The 22,238-nt window shown below is 47.8% G+C and carries 21 protein-coding genes; 16 read left to right on the plus strand and 5 right to left on the minus strand.

Annotated elements, in window-relative coordinates:
* Positions 1 to 241: 241 nt before the first annotated feature.
* From B160_RS0119940 to trmD, 3 genes are all read left to right on the plus strand, one after another.
* Positions 242 to 1,606, plus strand: coding sequence for a dipeptidase (locus B160_RS0119940; protein ID WP_018629698.1), 1,365 nt, complete (start codon positions 242 to 244; stop codon positions 1,604 to 1,606).
* Between the two features lie 238 nt (positions 1,607 to 1,844).
* Positions 1,845 to 2,234, plus strand: coding sequence for an RNA-binding S4 domain-containing protein (locus B160_RS0119945; RefSeq protein ID WP_018629699.1), 390 nt, complete (start codon positions 1,845 to 1,847; stop codon positions 2,232 to 2,234).
* Between the two features lie 78 nt (positions 2,235 to 2,312).
* Positions 2,313 to 2,990 (plus strand): tRNA (guanosine(37)-N1)-methyltransferase TrmD, encoded by a 678-nt coding sequence (gene trmD / locus B160_RS0119950; RefSeq protein ID WP_018629700.1) that lies wholly within the window; start codon positions 2,313 to 2,315, stop codon positions 2,988 to 2,990.
* A gap of 42 nt (positions 2,991 to 3,032) precedes the next feature.
* On the opposite strand, the gene B160_RS0119955 is transcribed toward trmD, so the two are convergent.
* Positions 3,033 to 3,305, minus strand: coding sequence for a DUF4242 domain-containing protein (locus B160_RS0119955; protein WP_018629701.1), 273 nt, complete (start codon positions 3,303 to 3,305; stop codon positions 3,033 to 3,035).
* Positions 3,306 to 3,420: 115 nt separating this feature from the next.
* Positions 3,421 to 3,831, minus strand: a complete 411-nt coding sequence (locus B160_RS0119960; RefSeq protein WP_018629702.1) for a hypothetical protein — start codon at positions 3,829 to 3,831, stop codon at positions 3,421 to 3,423.
* A 64-nt stretch (positions 3,832 to 3,895) separates the two neighbouring features.
* Between B160_RS0119960 and B160_RS0119965 the strand changes: the two genes are divergently transcribed.
* The 8 genes from B160_RS0119965 (at position 3,896) to B160_RS0120010 (ending at position 12,515) form a co-directional block, all read left to right on the plus strand.
* On the plus strand, positions 3,896 to 4,561 hold the full coding sequence (locus tag B160_RS0119965) for a hypothetical protein (protein WP_018629703.1): 666 nt from the start codon (positions 3,896 to 3,898) through the stop codon (positions 4,559 to 4,561).
* A 105-nt stretch (positions 4,562 to 4,666) separates the two neighbouring features.
* Positions 4,667 to 5,668 carry a HEPN domain-containing protein gene (locus tag B160_RS0119970; RefSeq protein ID WP_018629704.1) on the plus strand — a complete coding sequence of 334 codons (1,002 nt, stop codon included), beginning with the start codon at positions 4,667 to 4,669 and terminating at the stop codon, positions 5,666 to 5,668.
* 191 nt (positions 5,669 to 5,859) lie between these two features.
* The gene (ade, locus tag B160_RS0119980; protein WP_018629706.1) at positions 5,860 to 7,515 is read left to right on the plus strand and encodes an adenine deaminase; all 1,656 of its coding nucleotides are present in this window, start codon (positions 5,860 to 5,862) and stop codon (positions 7,513 to 7,515) included.
* A 147-nt stretch (positions 7,516 to 7,662) separates the two neighbouring features.
* Positions 7,663 to 8,484, plus strand: a complete 822-nt coding sequence (locus B160_RS0119985) for a LiaF transmembrane domain-containing protein (RefSeq protein ID WP_018629707.1) — start codon at positions 7,663 to 7,665, stop codon at positions 8,482 to 8,484.
* Between the two features lie 189 nt (positions 8,485 to 8,673).
* Positions 8,674 to 9,717, plus strand: a complete 1,044-nt coding sequence (locus tag B160_RS0119995) for a sensor histidine kinase (RefSeq protein WP_018629709.1) — start codon at positions 8,674 to 8,676, stop codon at positions 9,715 to 9,717.
* On the plus strand, positions 9,714 to 10,448 hold the full coding sequence (locus tag B160_RS0120000) for a LytR/AlgR family response regulator transcription factor (protein ID WP_018629710.1): 735 nt from the start codon (positions 9,714 to 9,716) through the stop codon (positions 10,446 to 10,448). The genes B160_RS0119995 and B160_RS0120000 overlap by 4 nt, the downstream gene beginning before the upstream one ends.
* Before the next feature lie 67 nt (positions 10,449 to 10,515).
* Entirely contained in the window at positions 10,516 to 12,045 is a 1,530-nt protein-coding gene (locus tag B160_RS0120005) for an ArnT family glycosyltransferase (RefSeq protein WP_157558147.1), read from the plus strand.
* A gap of 137 nt (positions 12,046 to 12,182) precedes the next feature.
* The gene (locus tag B160_RS0120010; RefSeq protein WP_018629712.1) at positions 12,183 to 12,515 is read left to right on the plus strand and encodes a YegP family protein; all 333 of its coding nucleotides are present in this window, start codon (positions 12,183 to 12,185) and stop codon (positions 12,513 to 12,515) included.
* Between the two features lie 27 nt (positions 12,516 to 12,542).
* On the opposite strand, the gene B160_RS0120015 is transcribed toward B160_RS0120010, so the two are convergent.
* Positions 12,543 to 13,916 (minus strand): aldehyde dehydrogenase family protein, encoded by a 1,374-nt coding sequence (locus B160_RS0120015; RefSeq protein ID WP_018629713.1) that lies wholly within the window; start codon positions 13,914 to 13,916, stop codon positions 12,543 to 12,545.
* A gap of 277 nt (positions 13,917 to 14,193) precedes the next feature.
* The gene (locus B160_RS0120020) at positions 14,194 to 14,910 is read right to left on the minus strand and encodes a class I SAM-dependent methyltransferase (RefSeq protein ID WP_018629714.1); all 717 of its coding nucleotides are present in this window, start codon (positions 14,908 to 14,910) and stop codon (positions 14,194 to 14,196) included.
* A gap of 87 nt (positions 14,911 to 14,997) precedes the next feature.
* On the opposite strand from B160_RS0120020, the gene B160_RS0120025 reads away from it, so the two are divergent.
* The 5 genes from B160_RS0120025 (at position 14,998) to B160_RS0120055 (ending at position 20,765) form a co-directional block, all read left to right on the plus strand.
* Positions 14,998 to 15,900, plus strand: a complete 903-nt coding sequence (locus tag B160_RS0120025) for a LysR family transcriptional regulator (RefSeq protein ID WP_018629715.1) — start codon at positions 14,998 to 15,000, stop codon at positions 15,898 to 15,900.
* A 490-nt stretch (positions 15,901 to 16,390) separates the two neighbouring features.
* Positions 16,391 to 17,239: an AraC family transcriptional regulator gene (locus B160_RS0120035; protein ID WP_018629717.1), complete on the plus strand. Its 849-nt coding sequence runs from the start codon at positions 16,391 to 16,393 to the stop codon at positions 17,237 to 17,239.
* A gap of 74 nt (positions 17,240 to 17,313) precedes the next feature.
* Positions 17,314 to 18,642, plus strand: coding sequence for an amidohydrolase (locus B160_RS0120040; protein ID WP_018629718.1), 1,329 nt, complete (start codon positions 17,314 to 17,316; stop codon positions 18,640 to 18,642).
* Between the two features lie 18 nt (positions 18,643 to 18,660).
* A complete protein-coding gene (locus tag B160_RS0120045) occupies positions 18,661 to 19,344 on the plus strand; it encodes an ankyrin repeat domain-containing protein (RefSeq protein ID WP_026309891.1) in 684 nt (227 codons plus the stop codon).
* A gap of 155 nt (positions 19,345 to 19,499) precedes the next feature.
* Complete coding sequence (locus B160_RS0120055) at positions 19,500 to 20,765, plus strand: MFS transporter (RefSeq protein ID WP_018629721.1); 1,266 nt, start codon at positions 19,500 to 19,502, stop codon at positions 20,763 to 20,765.
* Positions 20,766 to 20,786: 21 nt separating this feature from the next.
* On the opposite strand, the gene B160_RS0120060 is transcribed toward B160_RS0120055, so the two are convergent.
* Positions 20,787 to 22,199, minus strand: a complete 1,413-nt coding sequence (locus tag B160_RS0120060; RefSeq protein ID WP_018629722.1) for an aminotransferase-like domain-containing protein — start codon at positions 22,197 to 22,199, stop codon at positions 20,787 to 20,789.
* Positions 22,200 to 22,238: the final 39 nt, after the last annotated feature.

The following is a 22,238-nucleotide window of genomic DNA, read 5'->3' on the forward strand; positions in this document are numbered from 1 at the left end:
ACGGCCTCAGTATAAGCGTTTATACATTTCAGCAGACGGGTACCGGTATGCGGGAGATCTCATAAGAATGACGGCAGATATGTTTGATTTTTATCCTCCGCATCTAAATCATTGCAGGCATGTGTTTGCGCTGTTCATCTGTGTATAAGCGGCAGCCAGCATCCGTAAGGCATCTCAGATATGTTCATATTTTCCGGCCAATCACTCAATTCCTTACCTTCGCAAGACAAAAAATTATACTATGTCTGAAGTATGGAAAAAATACCAGGAGGAGCATAAAGAGCGCTTTCTCAATGAGATGATGGATCTCTTACGCATTCCCTCCATCAGTGCCAAGAGCGAGAACAAAGCAGATATGAAGCAATGCGCGGAGGCCGTAAAGGCAGCATTGCTGGCATCCGGCTGTGATAAAGCGGAAGTAATGGAAACCGGTGGCCATCCGGCTGTGTATGGTGAAAAGATCGTTGACCCATCCAAACCGACGGTATTAGTGTATGGCCACTACGATGTACAGCCTGTAGAACCGCTGGAACTGTGGAATACGCCTCCCTTTGAACCAACCATTAAAGATGATAAGGTATTTGCACGTGGCAGTGCTGATGACAAAGGACAATTCTACATGCATGTGAAGGCGCTGGAAACAATGGTGAAAACGGATACCATGGCGACGAATATCAAATTCATCATTGAGGGCGAAGAAGAAGTAGGCTCTCCCAACCTGGCGGCATTTGTGGCCGCCAACAAAGAGTTGCTGAAAGCCGATGTGATCCTGATCAGCGACAGCTCGCTGCTGAGCATGGAAAACCCATCGCTGGATACCGGTGTGCGCGGGCTCAGCTATATAGAAATAGAATTAACAGCCGCCGCCAGGGACCTGCACAGTGGTACCTACGGTGGTGCGGTGGCCAACCCCATTGTGATCCTGTCGAAGATGATCGCCAGTTGTCATGATGAGAACAACCATATTACGATCCCCGGTTTTTACGATGATGTGCTGGAGATCCCGGCTGAAGAGCGGGCGCTGATCAATAAAGCTCCGTTTAATGAACAGGAATATAAAAGTGAGATCGGCATTAAGGAACTGTACGGAGAGAGGGGATTCACTACCTACGAACGTACCGGTATCCGGCCAACCCTGGAGCTGAACGGGATCTGGGGCGGTTATACCGGGGAAGGCGCTAAAACGGTACTGCCGGCGAAGGCCACTGCCAAGATCTCGGCAAGGCTGGTACCCAACCAGTCCAGCGAAAAGATTACCAAATTGCTGTTGGAGCATTTCCGTAAGATCGCTCCTTCCTGTGTGGGTGTGCATGCTTTTGAGCATCATGGAGGCGAGCCTTATGGCACACCTATTGATGGTAAGGGGTATCAGGCGGCTTCCAAAGCGCTGGAGACCACATTTGGGAAAACACCCATCCCGGTAAAGGGAGGCGGCAGTATTCCTATTTGTTCCGTGCTGGAGAACGAACTGGGCATCAAGATCATCTTCATGGGCTTTGGCCTGGATAATGACGGCCTGCACAGCCCGAATGAAAAATACAATATCGAAAACTATTATAAGGGTATTGAAACGATCCCTTATTTTCATAAGTTTTTCGGGGAATAAGATCATTTGGGATTTTGATATTTCCTGTTTGTGGCTAAACGTTGCCGGTCTTGTATTTTTTCCGGGGATAAACCGGGTTACAATAAGGCTTTTATGGACCTGGCTGTAGTACTACTATGAAGCCAGGTTGCGTCGCACACCTCTGTTGCAGTAATGCTGTTCATCAGTAATCTTACCCGGGGAAGCAGTGTTGTGAAAAATCTGGTGAGCGCATAATCAGCTATTTCAAATCGTTTTCATGGAAAAAGAAAAATTACGTTTAGACAAATACCTCTGGTCCATCCGGCTTTTTAAAACAAGACGGCTGGCTACGGATGCCTGTAACAGCGGGAAGGTGAAGTACCAGGAGGAATCTGCAAAACCAGGAAAGAACGTGCATTTGGGCGATGTATATGATGTGCGGACAGAAGGCCGTAAATGGGTGATCCGGGTTACAGGATTGCTGCATACCCGTGTTAAATACGAGGAAGCCGTAAAGCACTACACCGACCTGACGCCGCCTGAAGAACTGGAAAAAGCAAAGGTACAGGCAACTTCCTTTTTTAGTGGCAAGCGATTGAGCAAGATCGGGCGTCCTACCAAAAAGGAACGCAGAGAGCTGGATGATTTTATGGACGGTGAGGATTGAGACGAAAAATCAAAAATCTAAATCCCAAATCCCAGATTTCAATTCTCGAATCTGAATTTTCAAATCTTAAATAGTATCATGCATATTGATATCATTTCCGTTCTGCCTGAATTATTAACGAGCCCTTTTGAACACAGCATCATGAAACGTGCCCAGGATAAAGGCCTGCTAACGGTGGCAGTGCACCCATTGCGGAAATGGGCGGTGAATGAATATGGCCAGGTGGATGACTATCAATATGGCGGGGGCGCCGGTATGGTAATGATGTGTGAGCCGCTGGTCAACGCCATTACTGAGCTTTCGGCGATCCGGAAATTTGATGAAATCATCTATGTAACACCTGATGGAAAAACACTGAACCAGCGCATGGCCAATACGCTTTCTTTGAGAGAAAACCTGCTGATCATTTGCGGCCATTATAAAGGCATCGATGAACGTATCCGGGAAAAATATGTGACCCTCGAAATTTCCATTGGCGATTATGTGCTCAGCGGAGGGGAACTGGCTGCGGCCGTTCTGGTAGATTCGATCGGCCGGTTGCTGCCGGGGGTACTGAATGACGAAACGTCGGCCCTCACCGACTCCTTTCAGGACAACCTGCTGGCACCTCCCGTATATACCCGCCCGGTTGTGTTTGAAGGCATGGAAGTTCCGGATGTACTCATGAGCGGAAACCACGCTAAAATTGAAGAATGGCGCTATGAACAGGCCGTACAGCGCACAAAAGACCGCCGCCCGGACCTGCTGGAAGATTGAGGTGCCAGATTGCCGAAGGTGTTGTTTTCGGAGATCACCGCTTTATTCCGCGGTGGTGGGATCGATGATGGCGGAGATCTCATTAACAGCATTGGCGGGAAACCCACCCCGCTTTGCGTGTTCCCTGATTTGTTCCTCGTTTGGAGCAATATACACGCAATAGATCTTGTCGCCGGTTACATAGCTCTGTACCCACTGGATTTCAGATCCCAGTTCGCGCAACACATTGCAGGAGGTTTGGGAAACATTTTTTAGCTGATCGGAAGTAAGACTTCCTGCGCCGGGAATTTCCCGCTCGATTACATATTTAGGCATATAATAAAAATTTTAAGCCGGTATTTGCCAACGTATAAATTTAGAAAATATGACGGGGTAAGGCAATCGCCAAAAAAGGTGAACGCAGAAAAACGCGGGACTGATGAAAGGAATTTTACGGATTTTTACGGATAGTCTTCCGGCTTATGATCTCCATACTTAGCTGTAATGCATCGGCTTGCCCCTGTAAGGCTTTTATGGCCTGCTCCTGCGAGGTTATGATCTTATCCCGCAATTGGCATTCTTTACAGGGCCTGGGCCCGGGCTCCTGCATCACATGGTCAACTCCATCGAGGTATTTTTCTCCTTTATTCGCAATCAGCCAGTTCAGGTTCGCATTTGCAAACTTGTTTTTAATGTCTTCAATGATCTCAAGGGAAGGCTTGTTTTTGCCATCCCGGAGCCGGTTTAACTTTTGCGAAGATCTGTATTTCAATCCGTTAATGGCAAAATCATTGATCGACTTAAACCCTTCCAGAGTACTAAACTCCTCCAGTCGCTCAAAAAAAGTTGAAAATTTATTCATTTTTGTTTGATTTCACCAAATATGTTTGTATATTTGGGGTGCTAACAATAAAAACAGCCAAGCTATGATCAACAAAAATAATGAGATTCTTTCGATCGTTTACGATCCGGCCCCGATAAATGAATTTGATTGGGAAAAGCCGCTCGAAGGGCCGTCCATTTTCGATGAGGACGAATTTAAGCCTTCCTACCATTTTTTGCATCTTGTTAAGTCGCATCCGTTTCAATGCCTGATGTATGTGCTGGATAACAACACGCTGGAAGACCTGCATACTCAATGGAGTGAATGGGTACATTGTACTGTTTGTGCGGAATACAGCGCTTTTAGCGATGATATGGACCGGAAATTTTTATTGCGATTTGCCGTGTATTTCCATTTACTGATGGACGCGGTCCATTTTACTCTGAGTGAGTGGTTTAAAATGAAGAAAAAAAAAGTGTTTGTTTCCGACAAAAATGCCGTTTATAAATACCTGCAGGAAACCAGCAATGCATACCGCCAGATACTGGATATTACGTCTAAATATGCCGAGCGCAAAGCCCGTATCTACCTATGGTCGGTCCTGGATTGTGTGTTGGGATATGGCGGGCATTTTAATATCGACCGTAAAAATATCCTTTTTGAATACGAGTCGTTGTTGTGTATGCTGCGGGCACCCTACCATATGATCCGGCTGTATCCCGCGCTGTTCGATCTTGAAGAAGAAGCGCGAGGGGATGCTTCGAACTAAGCCGCAGAAAGTAGATACCCTCTTTTTGATTGAAGAACTTTCCGCGTTTCACTGCGATTAATTTTTTGCCTGTAATTGATTTTCTGACCTATAAAAAGCTAACAAATGAAAAATGATACTGAGCCTGGCGCCCAACCTCTGAATTACAGCGGCAAGGCACGCTTTCCCGGCTGGGGTGCTGCTGAAAAGCGATATCTGTTGAAGCAGCTGATTGTAAAAGAGGCGGAGCGGGGATTTGCACATTATTTATTTGACCTGTTGCCTGATGTGGAACGGATGTTCTGCCCGCAGCAGCTCCCCGGCAATGAAAGTCAGCATGTGCCGCTGATACCTTCAAAAGAGCAGATCATTTCCTGGATATCCTGCCTGTGTAGTCCGGAGTTTGTTTTTGAACTGAAATGTGACCCTGAACAACACTTCCTGGATTTGCTGATCGTGCTGAAGCCGCAGGAAACACGTGGTTTCAGAGAGCTGGGGGCTTATATCCATACTGCAACGTATAGCGACTGGGACATACAGTTTACGTTGTGTCCCTGTGCGCAGCTTCGGCAGCAAAGAAAACAGGGAAACCTTTTTTATGTAATGAACTGTATCAAGGATAAACTGGTTTATAGCCGGGAGGGAGCTGTTTTTGACCTGTCGGATGGCGGAAACATGCAAGACCGGCTTTTAAGGGCAAAAAAGGTTTTCGAGATCGGGTACCAACGAGGACAAGGGATCTTTGAGAATTTTTACTGGTTGCAGAAAAAAGGTGCCAATGAGCTGGCCTGTTTTATGTTGCACCAGGCGGCCGAACTTACATTGCGCGGATTTGCAGCAGCCTTTTCGGGTATCCAGCTGCGTCAGCATTCGATCAAACAACTGCTTTGTCACTGTGCCCGTATCCATAAAAGACTGGACACCGTTTTTCAAACACCGACTGAATTTGAAATGCTGGATATACTGGAAGCTTCTTATACCGGAGCTCGCTACAGTAATGACTTTGCCGTACCGGATCATGCGCTCACTGCGCTGGGCGAAAAAGTGCGGATTATTTTAGTGGCCGCCGAGGAGATCGCCCGTCAGCTTTTGAACGACTATCTCTCCCGTGTAAGCACAGGACTTTGATCCCTATACCGGAATTTTACCCCTTTAATAGAACAATTGTCTTCCTGGTTTTTTCCGGTTCCGGGGAACGCTGGCGGTGATATTTGATATTGTTGTACGCCGGAAGGAAAATCCGGTGGTATTGCAGCTCCATTCGACAGAACCGTTATTTTTTTAATACATTTTTTTACATTTACCCAAAGTATAAAAGAATGAAGCAGGTAAAAGGGAATCTTGTAGATATTAAACAGCGGAAGATCTGTTTTGCGATGCTTGAATTTGATGAAGGGCATATTAACCGGATAACAGTGCTGGATGATCGTGAAATATCCGGTGAACCATATATCATACCGGGCTTCATTGATAGCCATGTGCATATTGAAAGCAGCATGCTGGTGCCTGCAGAATTTGCGCGACTGGCAGTAGTGCATGGTACGGTGGGCACCGTAAGTGATCCGCATGAGATCGCGAACGTATGCGGCATGGAGGGTGTGCAATACATGATCGATAACGGAAAGACCGTCCCATTTAAATTTAATTTCGGAGCACCCAGCTGTGTGCCGGCTACCGACTTTGAAACGGCGGGAGCCCGGCTTGGTGTACAGGAAGTGGATGCTCTGCTGCAACATCCCGAGATCCGGTACCTGAGTGAAATGATGAACTTCCCCGGCGTGTTGGCAGGCGATGCGGACGTACTGGAAAAAATAAAAGCTGCCCACTGGGCCGGGAAGCCGGTCGACGGGCATGCCCCGGGTTTACGGGGGGAGGAGGCCCGGCGGTATGCAGCGGCGATCGCTGATGAAGTTGCCGGGCTTCCGGGCACCGATCATGAGTGTTTTACGAAGGAGGAGGCGCTGGATAAACTAAAAGCCGGAATGAAAATTCTTATCCGGGAGGGCAGCGCCGCAAAGAATTTTGAAGCGTTGATCGATCTTTTGAAAGATTATCCGGATGCCATCATGTTTTGCAGTGATGATAAACACCCCGACAGCCTGGAAGCTGGTCACATCAACCAGTTGTGCGCCCGGGCAGTGGCAAAGGGGATGGATGTCTTTCATGTATTGCAGGCAGCCTGCGTCAATCCGGTTTTGCATTATAAGCTGGATGTGGGACTGCTGAAGGCCGGCGATCCGGCGGATCTTGTACTGGTAAAGGACCTGCTGTATTTTAAACCGCTTAAAACTTTTATCAACGGATTGCTGGTAGCTACCGAAGGAAAAACGCTTATCCGGGCCTCCCCGGCCCCCGTTATCAATCATTTTAATTGTCCATTATCTACTTCGTTGGATTTCAGGATGCCGGTTACCGGTTCACCGGGAGTGCCGGTCATCGAAGCGCTGGATGGTCAATTGATAACCAATCACTTAATTATGCAACCCCGTTTGGAAGAAGGGTATTATATAAGCGATCCGGACCAGGACCTTCTGAAAATTACGGTTGTGAACCGGTATTATAAAGCCGCGCCGGCCCTGACCTTTGTCAAAAATTTTGGTCTGAAAAGGGGAGCCATGGCCTCATCGGTAGCCCATGATAGTCATAATATTATCGCCGTTGGGGTCGATGATGAAAGCCTGTGCAGGGCGGTAAATCTTGTTATTGCGGAAAAAGGTGGAGTGGCTGCCGTGGATGGCGGGCAGGAAGCCATAGTGCCGTTGCCGGTGGCCGGTTTAATGAGTAATGCCGATGGATACCAGGTTGCCGCAGCCTATACGGCTATAGATCAGATGGTAAAGGACATGGGGGCTACACTTTCTGCTCCTTTCATGACCCTTTCTTTTATGGCACTGCTGGTGATACCGGCCCTGAAACTAAGCGACAAAGGGCTGTTTGACGGCCAAAAATTTGAGTTTGTGGCCTCAGAAGGGTGATTTTGACCGGTAAACCGGCGCGTCCAAAAAAACGGGCTTGTCATTCGCCGTGCCAATCTGTCCATTTACCGATATCTGGCGTTTACATGCGAAAAATCTATTGTAAGGCCTATCTTAGGGGGGTATTTTTACAAAAAATAGTGAACGATGAGTGAAAATAATCCGTACAATACCGAATACTATAATAAATCAGAAAAAACCGGACCTGCTGAGCAAAAAACATCCAGCCCCCAGCAGCCCTATTTTAAGGAGCGCAATGCGCAGGGCCATATATGGGTAGGACTGTTTTTAGTGCTGATCGGTATTGTGTACCTGCTTAAAAAAATGGGTTTTATTTTTCCCGATTTTATGCTTTCCTGGCAGATGTTCCTGATCGTACTGGGTGTATTTATCGGGTTTCGCAAAAACTTCCAGGGGCCGGCATGGCTGATCTTGATCCTGGTTGGATCGCTGCTCCTCGTAAATGAATTTTTTCTTTTTAATAGATTGCGCAAATTTATTTTTCCCATCGCATTGATCGGGGCGGGCCTGTTTTTTATCCTGCGCCCCAAAAAAACATATGAATTTATTACCCAGGACCCTAATACCGGTGACCCTGCTGGAAAAAAGACCTATCGCGGCAGCATCAGCAATGAGGACATGATCGATGCCACTTCCATTTTTGGAGGTACCAAGAAAAAAGTGCTATCGAAGAACTTCCGCGGAGGGGACATGGTGAATGTATTTGGAGGGAGCGAGATCGATCTGCTGCAGGCGGATATCAGCGGAACGGCCGTATTGGAGGTGACTGCCATATTCGGCGGTGCTACTTTGCTGATCCCTTCTCACTGGAATGTGATCTCTGAAGCAGTGGCCATCCTGGGAGAGGTAAAGGATAAGCGGGTGTCTATGGGAAATGTGGATACTTCAAAAACGCTGGTATTAAAAGGTACCGTAATTTTAGGCGGGATCGATATTAAGAGTTTTTAGTGGTGAATGGTGAATTGGGAATGGTGAAAAATGAATAGTGAAAAGTTTATGGTGAGTGAATCGTCTATAATGAAGAAGCGAATAGTTAATGGTAAAAATGAACAGGCTGTGGGGTATAGATGGGCCGTGGCCGTTCTGACTAAAATATAAATCTCTCGAATCTCAAACCTGAAATCCCGAATAACCCAAGTGTCTGCATCTCCGTTAACAGCAAAAAGATTCCTGATCTCCCTCATCATTGGCTGGGTAGTGCTGGTGAATGTGCAGGCATTTTTTTTGCGGAATTATTTTGAATTGCCGCTTTATATTGTGATCACCGACAGCCTGGTGAGCAATTTCCTGTTGCTGCTGGCGGGGTTGTTAATGCTCAATGTTACAAAATACTACCTTCCTTCCAGCTATCAGTACAGCAGCGTTATTGCTTCCTGTTTGATCATGACCGGTCTGTGGCTGTTTATTTCAAATACCTTTCTTAAAATATTCCTGGATGATTCCGAAGCCTATCTTTCGTTCCTGAACCGGTCATTGGTGATCCGGGCCGTGGTTGCCTTCCTCGTACTCACCATTTTAACGATCGCCGCTATTTTGTGGTACAACTGGGTAGAGCGGCAGAAGGTAGAGCAGCGGCGTACAGATGCAGACCGCCTGTCCCGCGAAGCGGAGCTGTTTAAACTGCGCCAGCAATTGCAACCCCATTTTTTGTTTAACAGCCTCAATTCCATTAACGCCCTCATCGGGTTAAATCCCCAGCAGGCACGTAAAATGGTGCAGCAGTTATCCGATTTTCTCCGGGGAACATTAAAAAAAGAAGAATCGCAAATGATCTCGCTCACTGAAGAGATCAATTATTTGAACCTATATTTGGAGATCGAAAAAGTGCGCTTTGGAAACCGGTTGATGACCTCTATTGTGATCGCCGAAGAAACAAAGGACCTGCTGTTGCCTACCTTATTGCTGCAGCCGGTTGTTGAAAATGCGATCAAATTCGGTCTTTATGACACTATTGGGGAAACGCTGATCACCATTGAGAGTACCCGGGAGCAAAACGAATTGTGCATTATGGTCACCAATCCCTTTGACCCGGAAACCTCCCTGCCAAAGACCGGTACGGGTTTTGGGTTGAGCTCAATAAAAAGAAGGTTGTATCTTTTATATGGACGAAATGACCTGCTGTCTACAAAAACGAAAGACAATATTTATTATACAATTGTTAAAATACCGCAACACGCATGAGCAAAGTAATCATTATCGACGACGAATTTCTGGCAAGAAGCATGGTAAAGGAATATCTTCAAAAATATCCTCAACTGGAGCTGGTAGCGGAGTGCGGCGATGGATTTGAGGGAATGAAAGCCATACAGGAACATAAACCAGACCTGATCTTCCTGGATATCCAAATGCCAAAGATCAGCGGTTTTGAGATGCTGGAGCTGATCGAGGAACCACCCGCCGTTATTTTTGCTACCGCTTTTGATGAGTATGCAATCAAAGCATTTGAAGCGCATGCAGTGGACTACCTGTTGAAGCCGTTTGACCAGGAACGTTTTGATAAGGCGGTGAATAAGTTTTTGGCCCAGCATAAAGTAAGTCAAACCAACACACAGGAGCTGCTCAACGATATTCAATTACCCAATTCCAATAACCGTATCGTTGTAAAAAACGGAAGTAAGATCAAGATCATCCCTGTTCAGGAGGTTCTGTATCTGGAAGCGGCAGACGATTTTGTAAAGATCTTTACCAGGGAGGGCTACTTTCTTAAAAATAAGACCATGTCTTTTTTTGAAGCTTTTTTGCCGGCGGACCTGTTTGTACGCAGCCACCGGTCCTATATTGTCAACGTGCAGGAAATTACCCGTATTGACCCTTATGAAAAAGACGGACATGTGGCTATTCTTAAGAACGGCGTGAAGATCAATGTAAGCCGCAACGGGTACGGCAAGCTAAAGGCGGTATTGGGTCTGTAATGTGCTCCATCTTGCTAAAGTACGAGCACCTTATTGCCGTTTTTAAAATACCCCAAACCAACGATTGGTGAACAGACAAGTCAGGATCATAACGGCTTTTTTTTGCATCACAAAACTGCTGTTGCATTTGATCGCAGACAGTCATTCGGGATTTCAGGGAGATGAGTTGCTGCATATTGAAGCAGGGCGCCATCTGGCCGCCGGTTACATGGAATTCCCTCCGTTTATTGCGGCAGTCGCCTTTGTTCAGAACCTTTTTGGATCTGATGCGGTTTTTGTACATCATTTGTTTTCCCATATCGCCGGTGTGCTGATAATGGTGTATCTGGCAAAGATCACCGTCCATACAGGCGGCGGCAAACAGGCGGTCATTTTAGTATTGCTGGGTTTTCTGATCGCACCTGCTTTTGGCCGTAGCAATCAGCTTTTTCAACCGGTTGTATTCAGCCAGTTATTTTGGATCATGGGGTTCTATTATCTGGTCGGGTTTGTAAAAGACCATCGCAGCGGTGATCTATGGCGTTTAACGGGCTGTTGTATCCTGGGCTTTCTTACAAAATATGACAGCGTTTTTTTTCTGGCGGGGCTTTTATCCCTGCTGATGTTTGCGCGGACAAGAAGGGCGCTGGTAGCATGTAAATGCTGGTTGCCGTTATTGTTGTTTGCCGTTGTCATATTACCAAATGTGATCTGGCAGATCCGGAATGATTTTCCGGCGCTGCAGATGTTTGACCGGTTATATAAAACGCAATTGTCCGGATTGCAAAGGACTACCACCGTTGCAAAACTGCTAATGTCCATTAACCCGTTTACTGCCTTTCTCCTTCTTATACCGGGTGTGTGTTTTTTGGCCTTTTTTAAAAGAGGCCGCGTTTTCCTGCCGCTGGCAGGTGCTATTGCCATTTCATTCTTTTTGCTGCTGTATAAAAACGGTAAACCGTATTATTTTTTCCCGGTCATATTAACCATATTGCCGTTTGGTGCCTTATTTTGGGAGCAGGAGGTGTTGATGAAAAGGAAATGGATCATGTATCCTGTAACGGGATTGCTCCTGTTGGGCGGGCTAATGATCCCTTTTGGGATGCCTGTTTATAATTTACCAACCTATTTGAAACGGATTTTTCCTTACGAAGGTGAAATGGCATCCGACGGCCACTACCGTGTTAAATTTGATGAATATTATACGCGCAGCAAATGGAAGGAAACCCTGCATGAGCTGAAGACCGTTTATGACAGCCTCCCTGCTAATGAGCGGGCGCATTGCCTTATATGGGGGAAGCATTATTCGCAGGCAGGTATTGTAAGTCTGTACCGGAATGTGGCGGGCAAACAACAACTGCCGCCCGTATTTTCATATCATGGAAGTTTTTATACCTGGGCGCCTGGCGGAGCGATGCCGCATACCATCATCGCATTGAGTTACCAGGCAGGCAATTTTTTTGATCCTTATTTTGACTTTGTTGTTCCGGTACGGAAAATAGAAAACCCGTTTGCGGAAAAGGAGGAAGAACGCTTCCAGTATATTTATATTTGTAAACAACCGAAACAGAGTCTTGATCAAATGAAATTATTGTTCCGTTACCGGATTTTTGAGTGACGGTGGCGATTTCCGGGGAGGGGGAAGCCATACTGCGGCATAAAGGACTTTTGTACCTCCCTGATGACTGATTTCTAAATCCGTTTTCTTAATTTTAATCCGGTAATCTATTTCCTTACCTTTAAAGAAAATCAATTATGGGAAAATTTGTAATTTCCAAAAGAACCAATGGCGAATTCCAGTTTAACCTGAAAGCTGGTAATGGGCAGATCATCCTGACGAGCGAAGGCTACACTACCAGGGCCGCTTGCGATAACGGTATCGAATCAGTAAAGAAAAATGCCTCCGACGATGCACAGTATGACCGGAAAACATCATCCAACGGCAAACCCTTTTTTAACTTAAAAGCCGGTAATGGCCAGGTCATCGGCAAAAGTGAGCTTTACGAATCAGAAGCGGCCCGGGAAAACGGCATCGAATCCGTGAAAAAGAATGCCCCGGATGCGGAAGTTGTTGAGCCGGAAAGTTAAATCTGTGGTTTTTAAAACCTCACAGGTTTATATCACCTTTTTTAACGTCTTTAATTTGCCCTTTAGCGTAGGGTAAGCCAGAGGAATATCGGGCCAGGTACGGGCTTTTAAAATGCCTTTGATGTGGCTGAAGGTTTCAAATGAAAACCGGCCATGGTACCGCCCGATGCCGCTGTTTCCCCTTCCGCCGAAGGGCAGATTTTTGTTGAGGTAATGCATGGCTGCCGTATTTATACAGCCACCACCAAAAGGAACCTGTTGCAGCCATTGATCGGCCTCTTTTTTATCGTTGGTGAAAATGTAAAGGGCCAGAGGGTTCTCGTTTTTCCGGATCCATGCCAGGGCTTCCGCATCGTTTTGATATCCGATAACAGGCAACAGGGGACCAAAAATCTCCTCCTTCATGATCGCGGCTTCAACAGAAGGGGCATTTATCAGCGTGGGGGCTATATAAAGCTGTTCTTCATTGTGTTCCCCTCCGTGAAGGATTGTTTGCCCCTCCATTAAATTCCGCAGACGGTGAAAATGTTTGTTATTTACAATACGCCCGTAATCGTAGCTTGTAATAGGGTGTGGTCCGTAAAATTTAAGGATGATTGCTTTTAGTTGCTGTATCAAGGCTTCTTTAACGGAATGATGCACCAGCAGATAATCCGGGGTAATGCACATTTGCCCCGCGTTGGAAAATTTAATATTGATGATCCGTTTTGCAGCAACCTTCAGCGAGGCATTTGCTGTTACAACACAGGGGCTTTTGCCGCCCAGTTCAAGAGTTACGGGCGTAAGCTGTGCCGCGGCTTTTTGATAAATGATCTTTCCCACGGCGGTACTGCCGGTATAAAAGACATGATCGTAACGGAAATGATCCATTAAGTCCGGGATCAGTGCCGCGCCTTCCCCAGGTGCGTATAATACATAATTAGGGGCGAGGGCTTCTGTAATGATCTGCCCCATTATTTTTTCGGTAGCCGTCGTAAGCTCGCTCGGTTTTAATACAGCACAGTTGCCGGCAGCAATGGCACCCACCAGAGGCATAAACAGGAGCTGGAACGGGTAGTTCCAGGGTGCAATGATGAGTACTACTCCCAATGGCTCGGGCAGCAGGTAGCTTTTCCCGGGTATATTTACAAAATTGGTTGGTACCGGCTGTGGTGCCATCCATTCATCCAGTGATTGGATACAGGTGTTGATCTCCGAAAGCACCATACCCGTTTCGGTGATCCAGACTTCTTCCGGGCTCTTATGCAGGTCATTGAATAATGCGGTGCTTAAAGCGTCTTCATGTTTCAGAATGCTTTCCTTTAACAGTTGTAGTTGCTTTTTCCGGAAATCGACGGAACGGGTTGCCCCGGTATTGAAGAAACTGCGTATCGCATTCAGATGATGGGTCAGGCCTGCCATTATTTCTTTTGTTTACGATGGGTTTCTTGCAGTGCCCTGGTGTTGTGTTAAGTCCGGTGTCATGTTAACTCCTTTCAGAAATGGCTCCCGGTATCGGCATCATGGAGCTGCGTTCTAATGATCCTTTTTCAGGTCCGGCGCGATAACTATTCCATCAATTGATTGTAGACATGGCACTGATTCCTATAAGCATCTGCAAAACAGGAGTCTGCCTCCTGCCTGGCAAATTTCGACAAGATTTTTAAGATGGCCAACTGTTCTTTACCTGTTGCACCTCTTATTTAAACGCCGCAAAAGAAGCAAAGCAAAGATTTTTATGGAGGAGCTCCACGGTTTTAAAACCGACCTTGCGCAGCAGGTTGGTCTGGTAGATAACGCTTCGGGGGGTATCTTCCTTTTCGATATAGGCAAATACATGATCCCGGTAGGCAGCGTCTTTCAGATCGCTGAGGTAGCGCCCGTAATGCTGTGTAAAAAGTAACTGCTGCATTGCCGGGTGATCCTGGGCCACCAGGTCAAAGATCCAGATGCTGCCTCCCGGTTTCAGCAGACTGAAGAATTTTGCAAATGCAGCCTCCCAGTCGGCATCATCCCGCAAATGATGAAGCACCGCGGTAGCAATAATGGCACAATAGGTATTTTCTTCGAGGGCTGCGGTCCGGAAATCGCCCCAGATGGTGGTCACCTGCCCGGTTGTAAGCGGCTGTACCCGTTCGGCTGCCTTGTCCAGCATGGGCTGGCTGAGGTCTACCAGCGTTACATCGGGGTTGGTCGTTGTCTTTGATAATAATTTAACCGGGTAATTGCCGGCACCACAACCGATGTCCAGTATTTTTTTCAGGCGGGGTGCGGCGGCGGCAATCCCATCGGTGATCAGTTCCATATTAAAGGTAGCATCCAGTGTGGTCTGCTGCCCGGTTTCCAGGTTCGAAAAACGGGCTACGTCCTTGTCGAAGCGCTCCTCAATTTCTTTTAGTGTTGACTTTTGTTCCATTATCCTGTTTTTAGGCCCCAAAAATAAACCAGCCATTGATACCTTAAAAATACTATTTTTATCATTTAACAATACTTTACAGGTATCATGGAAATCCGGCATCTTCTTTACTTCCATACCCTTGCGCGGGAACTGCATTTTGGAAGGGCTGCGGAAAAACTGTTCATCTCCCAACCGCCGCTGAGCCGGCAGATACGCGAGCTGGAAACGGAGCTGGGCGTATTGCTTTTTGAGCGGAACAATAAGCGGGTTTATCTTACGGAGGCCGGGCGCTACTTCCTTTCGGAAAGTGCTGCTTTATTACAGCAGCTGGAGAAGGCCAAAATAAAAGCAAAGCAGATCCACGATTCGGTGGCGGGCACGTTCCGGCTGGGATATATCAGCTCTACACCCAGGACGGTGCTGGCAAAGGTCTTAAAGACCGTAAAGGAGCGCTACCCGTTCCTGCGTGTGAATCTTTATGAAGCGGCCACACAACGGCAAATAGCGGCACTGGAAAACGGAACGCTTGACCTGGGTATTGTCCGGGCGCCGGTCTTATCGCCGTTACTGGAAAAGCGCACGTTGCTTACGGAGTCTTTTTGTCTGGCAAAATCCAAACAGGAAAAGATCCCGCTTAACCGGCTGGCCGCTCAATCCTTTGTATCTTTTAATAAAGAGTATGCGCCGGATTACTACCAGCAATTCATTCACTGCTGTCATCAGCTGGGCTTTGAGCCAAAAGTGATCCACGAGTGCAACAACATGCCCTCTATCCTGGAGCTGGTATCCAGCGGTATCGGGGTGGCCATTGTTCCCGAATCGGCCCGGCGATTATTCCGTTCGCCGGAACTGGATTTTGTACCCCTGCTGCAATTGCCGGTAACCACTGAAACAGTACTGGGCTTTGATCCGGGAAACCGGCAGCCGGCGTTGCCGGTTTTTATGGCGTTGCTGGAAACCGCGTACCGGAAATTTAACAACAAAAAAGAGCGCGTCAGGAATGTATAGATCCGGTTGTTACAGCGGCATTGATTTTTGATTGCATTTTTAAACAAAAAACGATCTGTAAAATGCTTGTCAAAACTATATCGTCATAAGTTGTAGATACAACAACCTTCTGCAGTTTATATGGATTTATGTATAATATGCTTCTGTGATCTGCGCTTTTCTGGGTGATCGGTATCATCGAAAATCTGTTTTAAACAGCTTTTAAGTCGGGCGCATCCGAATGTGAACCAGCGTCGTCAGCGGGAAAAGCTCTTGCTGTAAACGGTTGGGCGTGCAATGAAAATACGCTTATCAGGACACCCCGGGTAAAGGCATCTTAATCATAGAGCCTAAAGGACTGGTATTCCTATAAAACCGCATATTTGCTTTTAAAGAAGCATCTCCAAGTCCCCTGGCCGGCAGATTTTTATGAGGACAGCTTTGGATGTGCTTGCCCGGGGAGGCGCGCGTTGCACGCTATCTTTCTCAGGAAATTTTGTAACTTTCTGCCGTGAGCATAAAAGACCCGTTCCCGATCTTTGGTATCAGTGCCTTTAATGACAAGCAACAGTCTGAAGATAGTTTGCTGTATCATGAACTGCATGGAGAACGGTTTATTGAGAAGCCGCACAAGCACGACTTTTTCTTCTTTCTTTTGTTTGAAAAAGGCAGCGGAACGCACTCCATCGATTTTGTGGAGCACAAGGTGGGGAATCGCCAGTTGCATCTGCTGTTCCCGGAACAAGTGCATAGCTGGCGCCTGGGAAAAAACACGTCGGGGTATCAGCTCATGATCAGCCGGCCGGTTTTTGAAACCTTTTCCGACTCGCTGCGGTTTTCGTTTATACTGTATCAGAATCACCCGGTCATTGATCTGCCGGAAAAGGTCTTTCAAAAATTATTATACGAGTTCCGGTCAATCGAAGAGGAATTGAGCCAGAAGCCCGTTCATTGGGAAACCATCCATCTTCGTGCGCGGCTGATTGCACAGCTGGCAAGCCGGGAGGCGGAGCGAACGTTCGATGACCTGGAAGTGTACCGCAGCAAGCCGGTATTGTTTCAATATCATTCGCTGATAGATGCTCATTTTAAAGACGAGAAGTCGGTAACCTATTACGCAGGCCGGCTCCATATATCGCCCAATTACCTCAATATCCTTTGCAAGCGGTATTTTCATGTGCCGGCTACATTCCTGATCCAGAGCCGGGTAATACTGGAAGCCAAAAGACTGATGCAGGCTTCAGAAAAGTCGGTCAAGGAAATTGCCTTTGAACTGGGATTTAGCGATCTTGCTTATTTTTCTAATTTTTTCAAGGATAAAACGGGACTTGCCCCGCGGGAATTCAGGAGCCGGTTATAAATTTTACAAGTTATGGGATAAATCCTCCATCAGGAGGAGGAAAGCGGATGCTAATTTTGTAAAAAATAAAGCATATGGTGCCCAGATCCATTTCCCGGAAAAGTTTTATTAAAAACTCGTCTATTCTTTTTGCCGCAGGCAGCGGCTTGCTGGCTTCCGGCCAGGCAGGATCTGTCGGCAGTTTTCCCGCTCCTGCGGCGGGTAAAGCACTTACGTTAAAGAATGTACGGCTGGAAACCGGTTTTGAATATGAGGAAGGTCAGGTGAGCGGTACAAAAACAGAACTATTCACCATCGAAATCAGTAATGGAAAGATAAAATCGGTACTGCCCAATAATCCCGCGGCAAAAGGTATGGATGCCAAAGGGCTGCTGCTGTTGCCGGCGTTCAGGGAGATGCACATCCATCTGGATAAGACCTATTATGGAGAAAAATGGAAGGCGACGAACCGGAAGGGAGGGGGCGTAAAGGGTATGATTGCGCTGGAACAGCAGATCATCCCGGGGCTGCTTCAAAACTCCACCTATAAAGCCGAAAAGCTTATCGAATTACTGCAGTCGAAGGGCAGTAACTTTGCAAGAAGCCATGTAAATATCGAACCTACTTCAAAACTGGATTCTTTAAAACATCTGCAGAAAGCACTGGAGCATAAAAAGGATTCCTTTGAAGCAGAGCTGGTGGCTTTTCCGCAACATGGTCTTTATTATACCGACTCTACGGGGCTGATGAAGGATGCTGCCCAGATGGGGGTGGCTTTTATTGGCGGCCTGGATCCCGCTTCTATTGACGGCAGTATCGAAAAAAGCATGGATTTTGTGGTGCAGCTGGCCCTTGATTATCATAAGGGGATCGACATTCACCTTCATGAAGGCGGAGCGTCTGGTGTTCAGACAATTGAATACCTGATCAAAAAAGTTAATGAGAACCCGGTATTAAAAGGGAAAACATTTATCAGCCATTGTTTTGTGCTGGCGCACCTGGAACAGAACCGCTTGGAGGAAGTGGCGGAAAAAATGGGCAATGCGCAAATAGGGGTGATATCGACCATCCCGTTCGGAAGAACGATCATGCCCATTCCTACCCTGTACAAATACGGGGTGGATGTGCGTGCGGGCAACGACTGTATCATTGACCACTGGAGCACGTTTGGTTCCGGCAGCGTTTTGCAAAAGGCCAACCTTGCGGCTCAATTGTATGGCTACAATACGGAACTGGGATTGTCAAGAATATTGAAACTGGCTACACATAATGTGCTGCCGCTGGATGATAAAGGAAACCAGCAATGGCCGAAGACCGGCGATAAGGCAGACCTGGTACTGGTGGAAGCCAGCTGCTCTGCGGAGGCTGTCTCCCGTATTTCACCGGTGCGGTCCCTTATCCACAGAGGAAATGTAGTTTTTTAATTATTGAATCTATTTCTTATGTATCGTCTACTGCTGATATGCTCGGTGTTCTTTCTGAACTCCTGTCAGGCAAAAACAAATCATACGGATATGAATGCTTCTTCTGTTGATCTTATCAAAGCGGTTGAGAAGAATCAACTGTCTGTTGTGGCTGCCGAATTAAAAAAGGGGGCCAACGTGAACACTTCTGATAAAAGACAGCGGTCCCTGCTGCTTATCGCTGCACATGACAATAACCTGGAAATGGCAAAGCTCCTGGTAGCGCATGGTGCGGATGTTAACCGGCAAGACCAGATAAAAGACAGCCCGTTTTTGTATGCCGGAGCTTCGGGGTTCACCGAACTGGTGAAGCTGTTCCTGGAAAATGGCGCCCGGTTTGATGTGTTCAACCGGTATTATGGGTCGGCATTGATCCCGGCCTGTGAGCGGGGACATATAGAAGTGGTAAAGCTTCTGGCGCGCACAAAGGGCTATCCGATAGATCATGTTAACCGGCTGGGCTGGACGGCATTGATGGAGGCGGTCCTGCTGGGGAACGGTACAGAAAAGTATGTTACTGTGGTTCAGACGCTGGTAGATGCGGGATGCAATATTTCCATACCGGATAATGACGGTATTACTGCATTGCAGCATGCGCGGTCAAGAGGCTATACAGGTATTGCTTCCGTGCTGGAGCAGGCAGCCAGGGCAAAGCAATCGTAAGGCCGGCGATCCGGACATGTATTTTACACTGTTCAACATAGGATGAAGCCCTCCGGGGCTTTTCCTTTTGCGGGCAACCGGAATAATAAAAAAAATGACAGGCCGGATGAGCCGGAATTGGGGGCCGGTTGTTCCGTGAACCGATAATGAGTATAATGATGCACACGACGAATTTTGAAACGCAGGCAAAACCTGCGGAGATATCCGTATTAAAGATACAGGCAGAGCCGCCGCCAATGCAACGTCCGGCCCGGCCACCTTTGAACCGTGGAACGCTCTGGCTGATGACGATTGCCACAGGAGTAGTAGTGGGGAACAATTATTACAACCAGCCATTGCTGGGGCTGATGGCGCGCGATTTTGGTGTTAGTGAGGGGCAGATCAGCAATATTGCGATGCTGACCCAGGTTGGCTTTGCTTTGGGCCTGTTGCTGATCGTACCCCTCGGAGATATGTTAAAACGCAAACGTTTGATCCTGGCCGATTTCGGATTGATCATACTTTCACTGGTCGGGATGACGATTGCGCCTACTGTGGAGTGGCTGCTCCTGGCCAGTTTTATGGTGGGTTTCACCTCCGTTCTGCCACAGCTTTTTGTTCCTATGGCTGCCGAGCTGGCAACAAAGGAGAAGCAGGGAGCTGCCATTGGCATGGTAATGAGCGGGCTGCTGCTGGGGATATTGTTATCGAGAGTTGTAAGCGGCTTTGTAGGTGATCTTTGGGGCTGGAAGGTGATGTATTATATTGCTACCGGCTGCATGGCGCTGCTGGCGGGGTTGATCGCATGGAAATTGCCGGACGTACATCCGTCATTTAAAGGAAGCTACGGGTCGCTGATGAAGTCCCTGCTGCATCTTACGCGGACCCAGCCGGTGCTGCGTTTGGCCGCCTTCCGGGGGGCGATGGGATTTGCTGCGTTTAGTGCCTTTTGGACCACGCTGGTTTTTCACCTGGAAGACGCTCCGTTTCATGCCGGTGCGGCGGTTGCCGGTTCTTTTGGTATCATCGGCGCTGTTGGCGCGCTGGCGGCTGCACTGGTGGGCAGGGTGGCAAAAAAAACGGCACCTTTTACCATCATTTTATGGGCCATTGTAATGCTGTGCCTGAGCTGGTGTGTTTTTTATATCGGGGGATACACGTATGCAGGAATGATCATCGGGGTGATCCTGCTAGACCTGGGACTGCAATCGATGCATATTATGAACCAGTCTTCCTTTTTTGCCTTAAACCTCGGCGCCAATAACCGGCTCAATACGGTTTATATGTTCAGCTACTTTATCGGGGGGTCAGCGGGTACCTGGCTGGCAGCACAGGCCTGGAAGCACGGGCAGTGGAACGGATCGGTGGCCATCGGTTTTTCTTTTACCCTGCTGGCGCTGGCTGCGCACCTGGTGTGCGGCCGGAAAACGAGCAGGCCTTAATTGCCCGGCAGCGCTGTTTTCTTACAGGGCTGCAGTTATTTTTCCCAGTTGTGTCAGCTTCCGGCTCAGGTCATCCGTCCATGGAAGGCCAATGCACAGCCGCATGCAGTTATTGTATTGGTTCTGCAGGGTAAACATCCTTCCGGGGGCAATGCTTATTTTTTGTCGCACGGCCCTTTCATAGAGTTCGGCTGTATCGATCCGTTCCGGAAGTACCACCCACAATGCCAGCCCTCCCTGTGGCCGGCTTATTTTTGTTCCGGGCGGAAAACCTGCTGCGATGGTATCTGTAAACCGGTCGCGGTTTAACTGAAGCTGGTGGCGCAATTGGTGCAGGTGCAGGTCGTAGCGGTCGTTTTCAAGAAAGCGGGCCGTTACTTCCTGGGTGATGGCTGTGGGGGAAATAGAATGGATGTATTTCAGGTTCAGGATGGCATTACGGTACCTTCCCGGAGCAACCCAACCCACTCGGTAGCCCGGGGCCAGCGTTTTGGAAACGGAGCTGCACCACAATACCATCCCGTCTTTGTCGTAGGCCTTACAGCATTTTGGCCGGCTTTTACCAAAGTACAGGTCGCCATAGATATCGTCTTCAATAAGGGGAACCTCGTATGCGGCTAATAACTGTACCAGTTCTTTTTTATGAGCATCGGGCATCAGGCAGCCCAGCGGCGTGCTGAAATTGGTAACCAGCAGGCACAAGTGGATCTTGTGGATCACTTTTTTTAGCGCATCGATCTCAATGCCGGTAACGGGATGCGTAGGCAGCTCCAGTACCCGGAGCCCGAGACCTCTTGCCAGCTGCAGGATGCCGGGATAAACAGGACTTTCCACCGCTATGGTGTTGCCCTGCTTGCTTACGGCCATCATACAAAAGGAGAGTGCATTCATACCTCCGGTTGTGGTAATGATATCTTCTTCGGCAAGGTCTGCTCCCCAGAAAAAGGATCTTCGTGCAAGGGTCCTTCTTAATTTCAGGTTGCCCTGCAATTCTTCATAGGCGGTGCCACTGCCGGAGAGCTGCTGCAAGGCCTTGGTCATTTCGCGGTTGAGTTTTGAAACCGGCAATAGTTCCGCGGATGGCGCGCCGATGGAAAATAAAGTAAGCCCTTTTTTTCCCATGTTCCCATATACTTTGCTGATGAGGCGGTTGGGTGTTTCCACGCTTTTAATGGGTGATGGTCTGCTGGTTTCCGGAACGGGCAGTATGCGCCGTTTCCGGTCGCTTACAAAGTAGCCGGATTGTGGCTTTGCTTCGATCAGCGATTGTTTCTCCAGTTCCAGGTACACCCTTTTTGCCGTATTGATGCTGACACCCTGCTCCCGGCACAAGGTTCTTACCGAAGGCAGACGGTCGCCCGTCTTCAGCACCCCTGTCCGGATCTGCCGCGCAATGCTCCGGGAAAGGCCTGCATACAGGAATTCTTTTTTCATAGGGCAAATTTAAATTGTGTCCATTTAATTTTTAAAAAT

Origin of the sequence: Niabella aurantiaca DSM 17617 (genome assembly GCF_000374125.1) — a bacterium.
Classification (GTDB): Bacteria; Bacteroidota; Bacteroidia; order Chitinophagales; family Chitinophagaceae; genus Niabella; species Niabella aurantiaca.

Bases quoted from the DNA above. Each gene is read 5' to 3' on its own strand.
- B160_RS0119940 (WP_018629698.1), top strand. From the start codon at position 242: ATGTCTGAAGTATGGAAAAAATACCAGGAGGAGCATAAAGAGCGCTTT.
- B160_RS0119945 (WP_018629699.1), top strand. From the start codon at position 1,845: ATGGAAAAAGAAAAATTACGTTTAGACAAATACCTCTGGTCCATCCGG.
- trmD (WP_018629700.1), top strand. From the start codon at position 2,313: ATGCATATTGATATCATTTCCGTTCTGCCTGAATTATTAACGAGCCCT.
- B160_RS0119955 (WP_018629701.1), bottom strand. From the start codon at position 3,305: ATGCCTAAATATGTAATCGAGCGGGAAATTCCCGGCGCAGGAAGTCTT.
- B160_RS0119960 (WP_018629702.1), bottom strand. From the start codon at position 3,831: ATGAATAAATTTTCAACTTTTTTTGAGCGACTGGAGGAGTTTAGTACT.
- B160_RS0119965 (WP_018629703.1), top strand. From the start codon at position 3,896: ATGATCAACAAAAATAATGAGATTCTTTCGATCGTTTACGATCCGGCC.
- B160_RS0119970 (WP_018629704.1), top strand. From the start codon at position 4,667: ATGAAAAATGATACTGAGCCTGGCGCCCAACCTCTGAATTACAGCGGC.
- ade (WP_018629706.1), top strand. From the start codon at position 5,860: ATGAAGCAGGTAAAAGGGAATCTTGTAGATATTAAACAGCGGAAGATC.
- B160_RS0119985 (WP_018629707.1), top strand. From the start codon at position 7,663: ATGAGTGAAAATAATCCGTACAATACCGAATACTATAATAAATCAGAA.
- B160_RS0120000 (WP_018629710.1), top strand. From the start codon at position 9,714: ATGAGCAAAGTAATCATTATCGACGACGAATTTCTGGCAAGAAGCATG.
- B160_RS0120010 (WP_018629712.1), top strand. From the start codon at position 12,183: ATGGGAAAATTTGTAATTTCCAAAAGAACCAATGGCGAATTCCAGTTT.
- B160_RS0120015 (WP_018629713.1), bottom strand. From the start codon at position 13,916: ATGGCAGGCCTGACCCATCATCTGAATGCGATACGCAGTTTCTTCAAT.
- B160_RS0120020 (WP_018629714.1), bottom strand. From the start codon at position 14,910: ATGGAACAAAAGTCAACACTAAAAGAAATTGAGGAGCGCTTCGACAAG.
- B160_RS0120025 (WP_018629715.1), top strand. From the start codon at position 14,998: ATGGAAATCCGGCATCTTCTTTACTTCCATACCCTTGCGCGGGAACTG.
- B160_RS0120040 (WP_018629718.1), top strand. From the start codon at position 17,314: ATGGTGCCCAGATCCATTTCCCGGAAAAGTTTTATTAAAAACTCGTCT.
- B160_RS0120045 (WP_026309891.1), top strand. From the start codon at position 18,661: ATGTATCGTCTACTGCTGATATGCTCGGTGTTCTTTCTGAACTCCTGT.
- B160_RS0120055 (WP_018629721.1), top strand. From the start codon at position 19,500: ATGATGCACACGACGAATTTTGAAACGCAGGCAAAACCTGCGGAGATA.
- B160_RS0120060 (WP_018629722.1), bottom strand. From the start codon at position 22,199: ATGAAAAAAGAATTCCTGTATGCAGGCCTTTCCCGGAGCATTGCGCGG.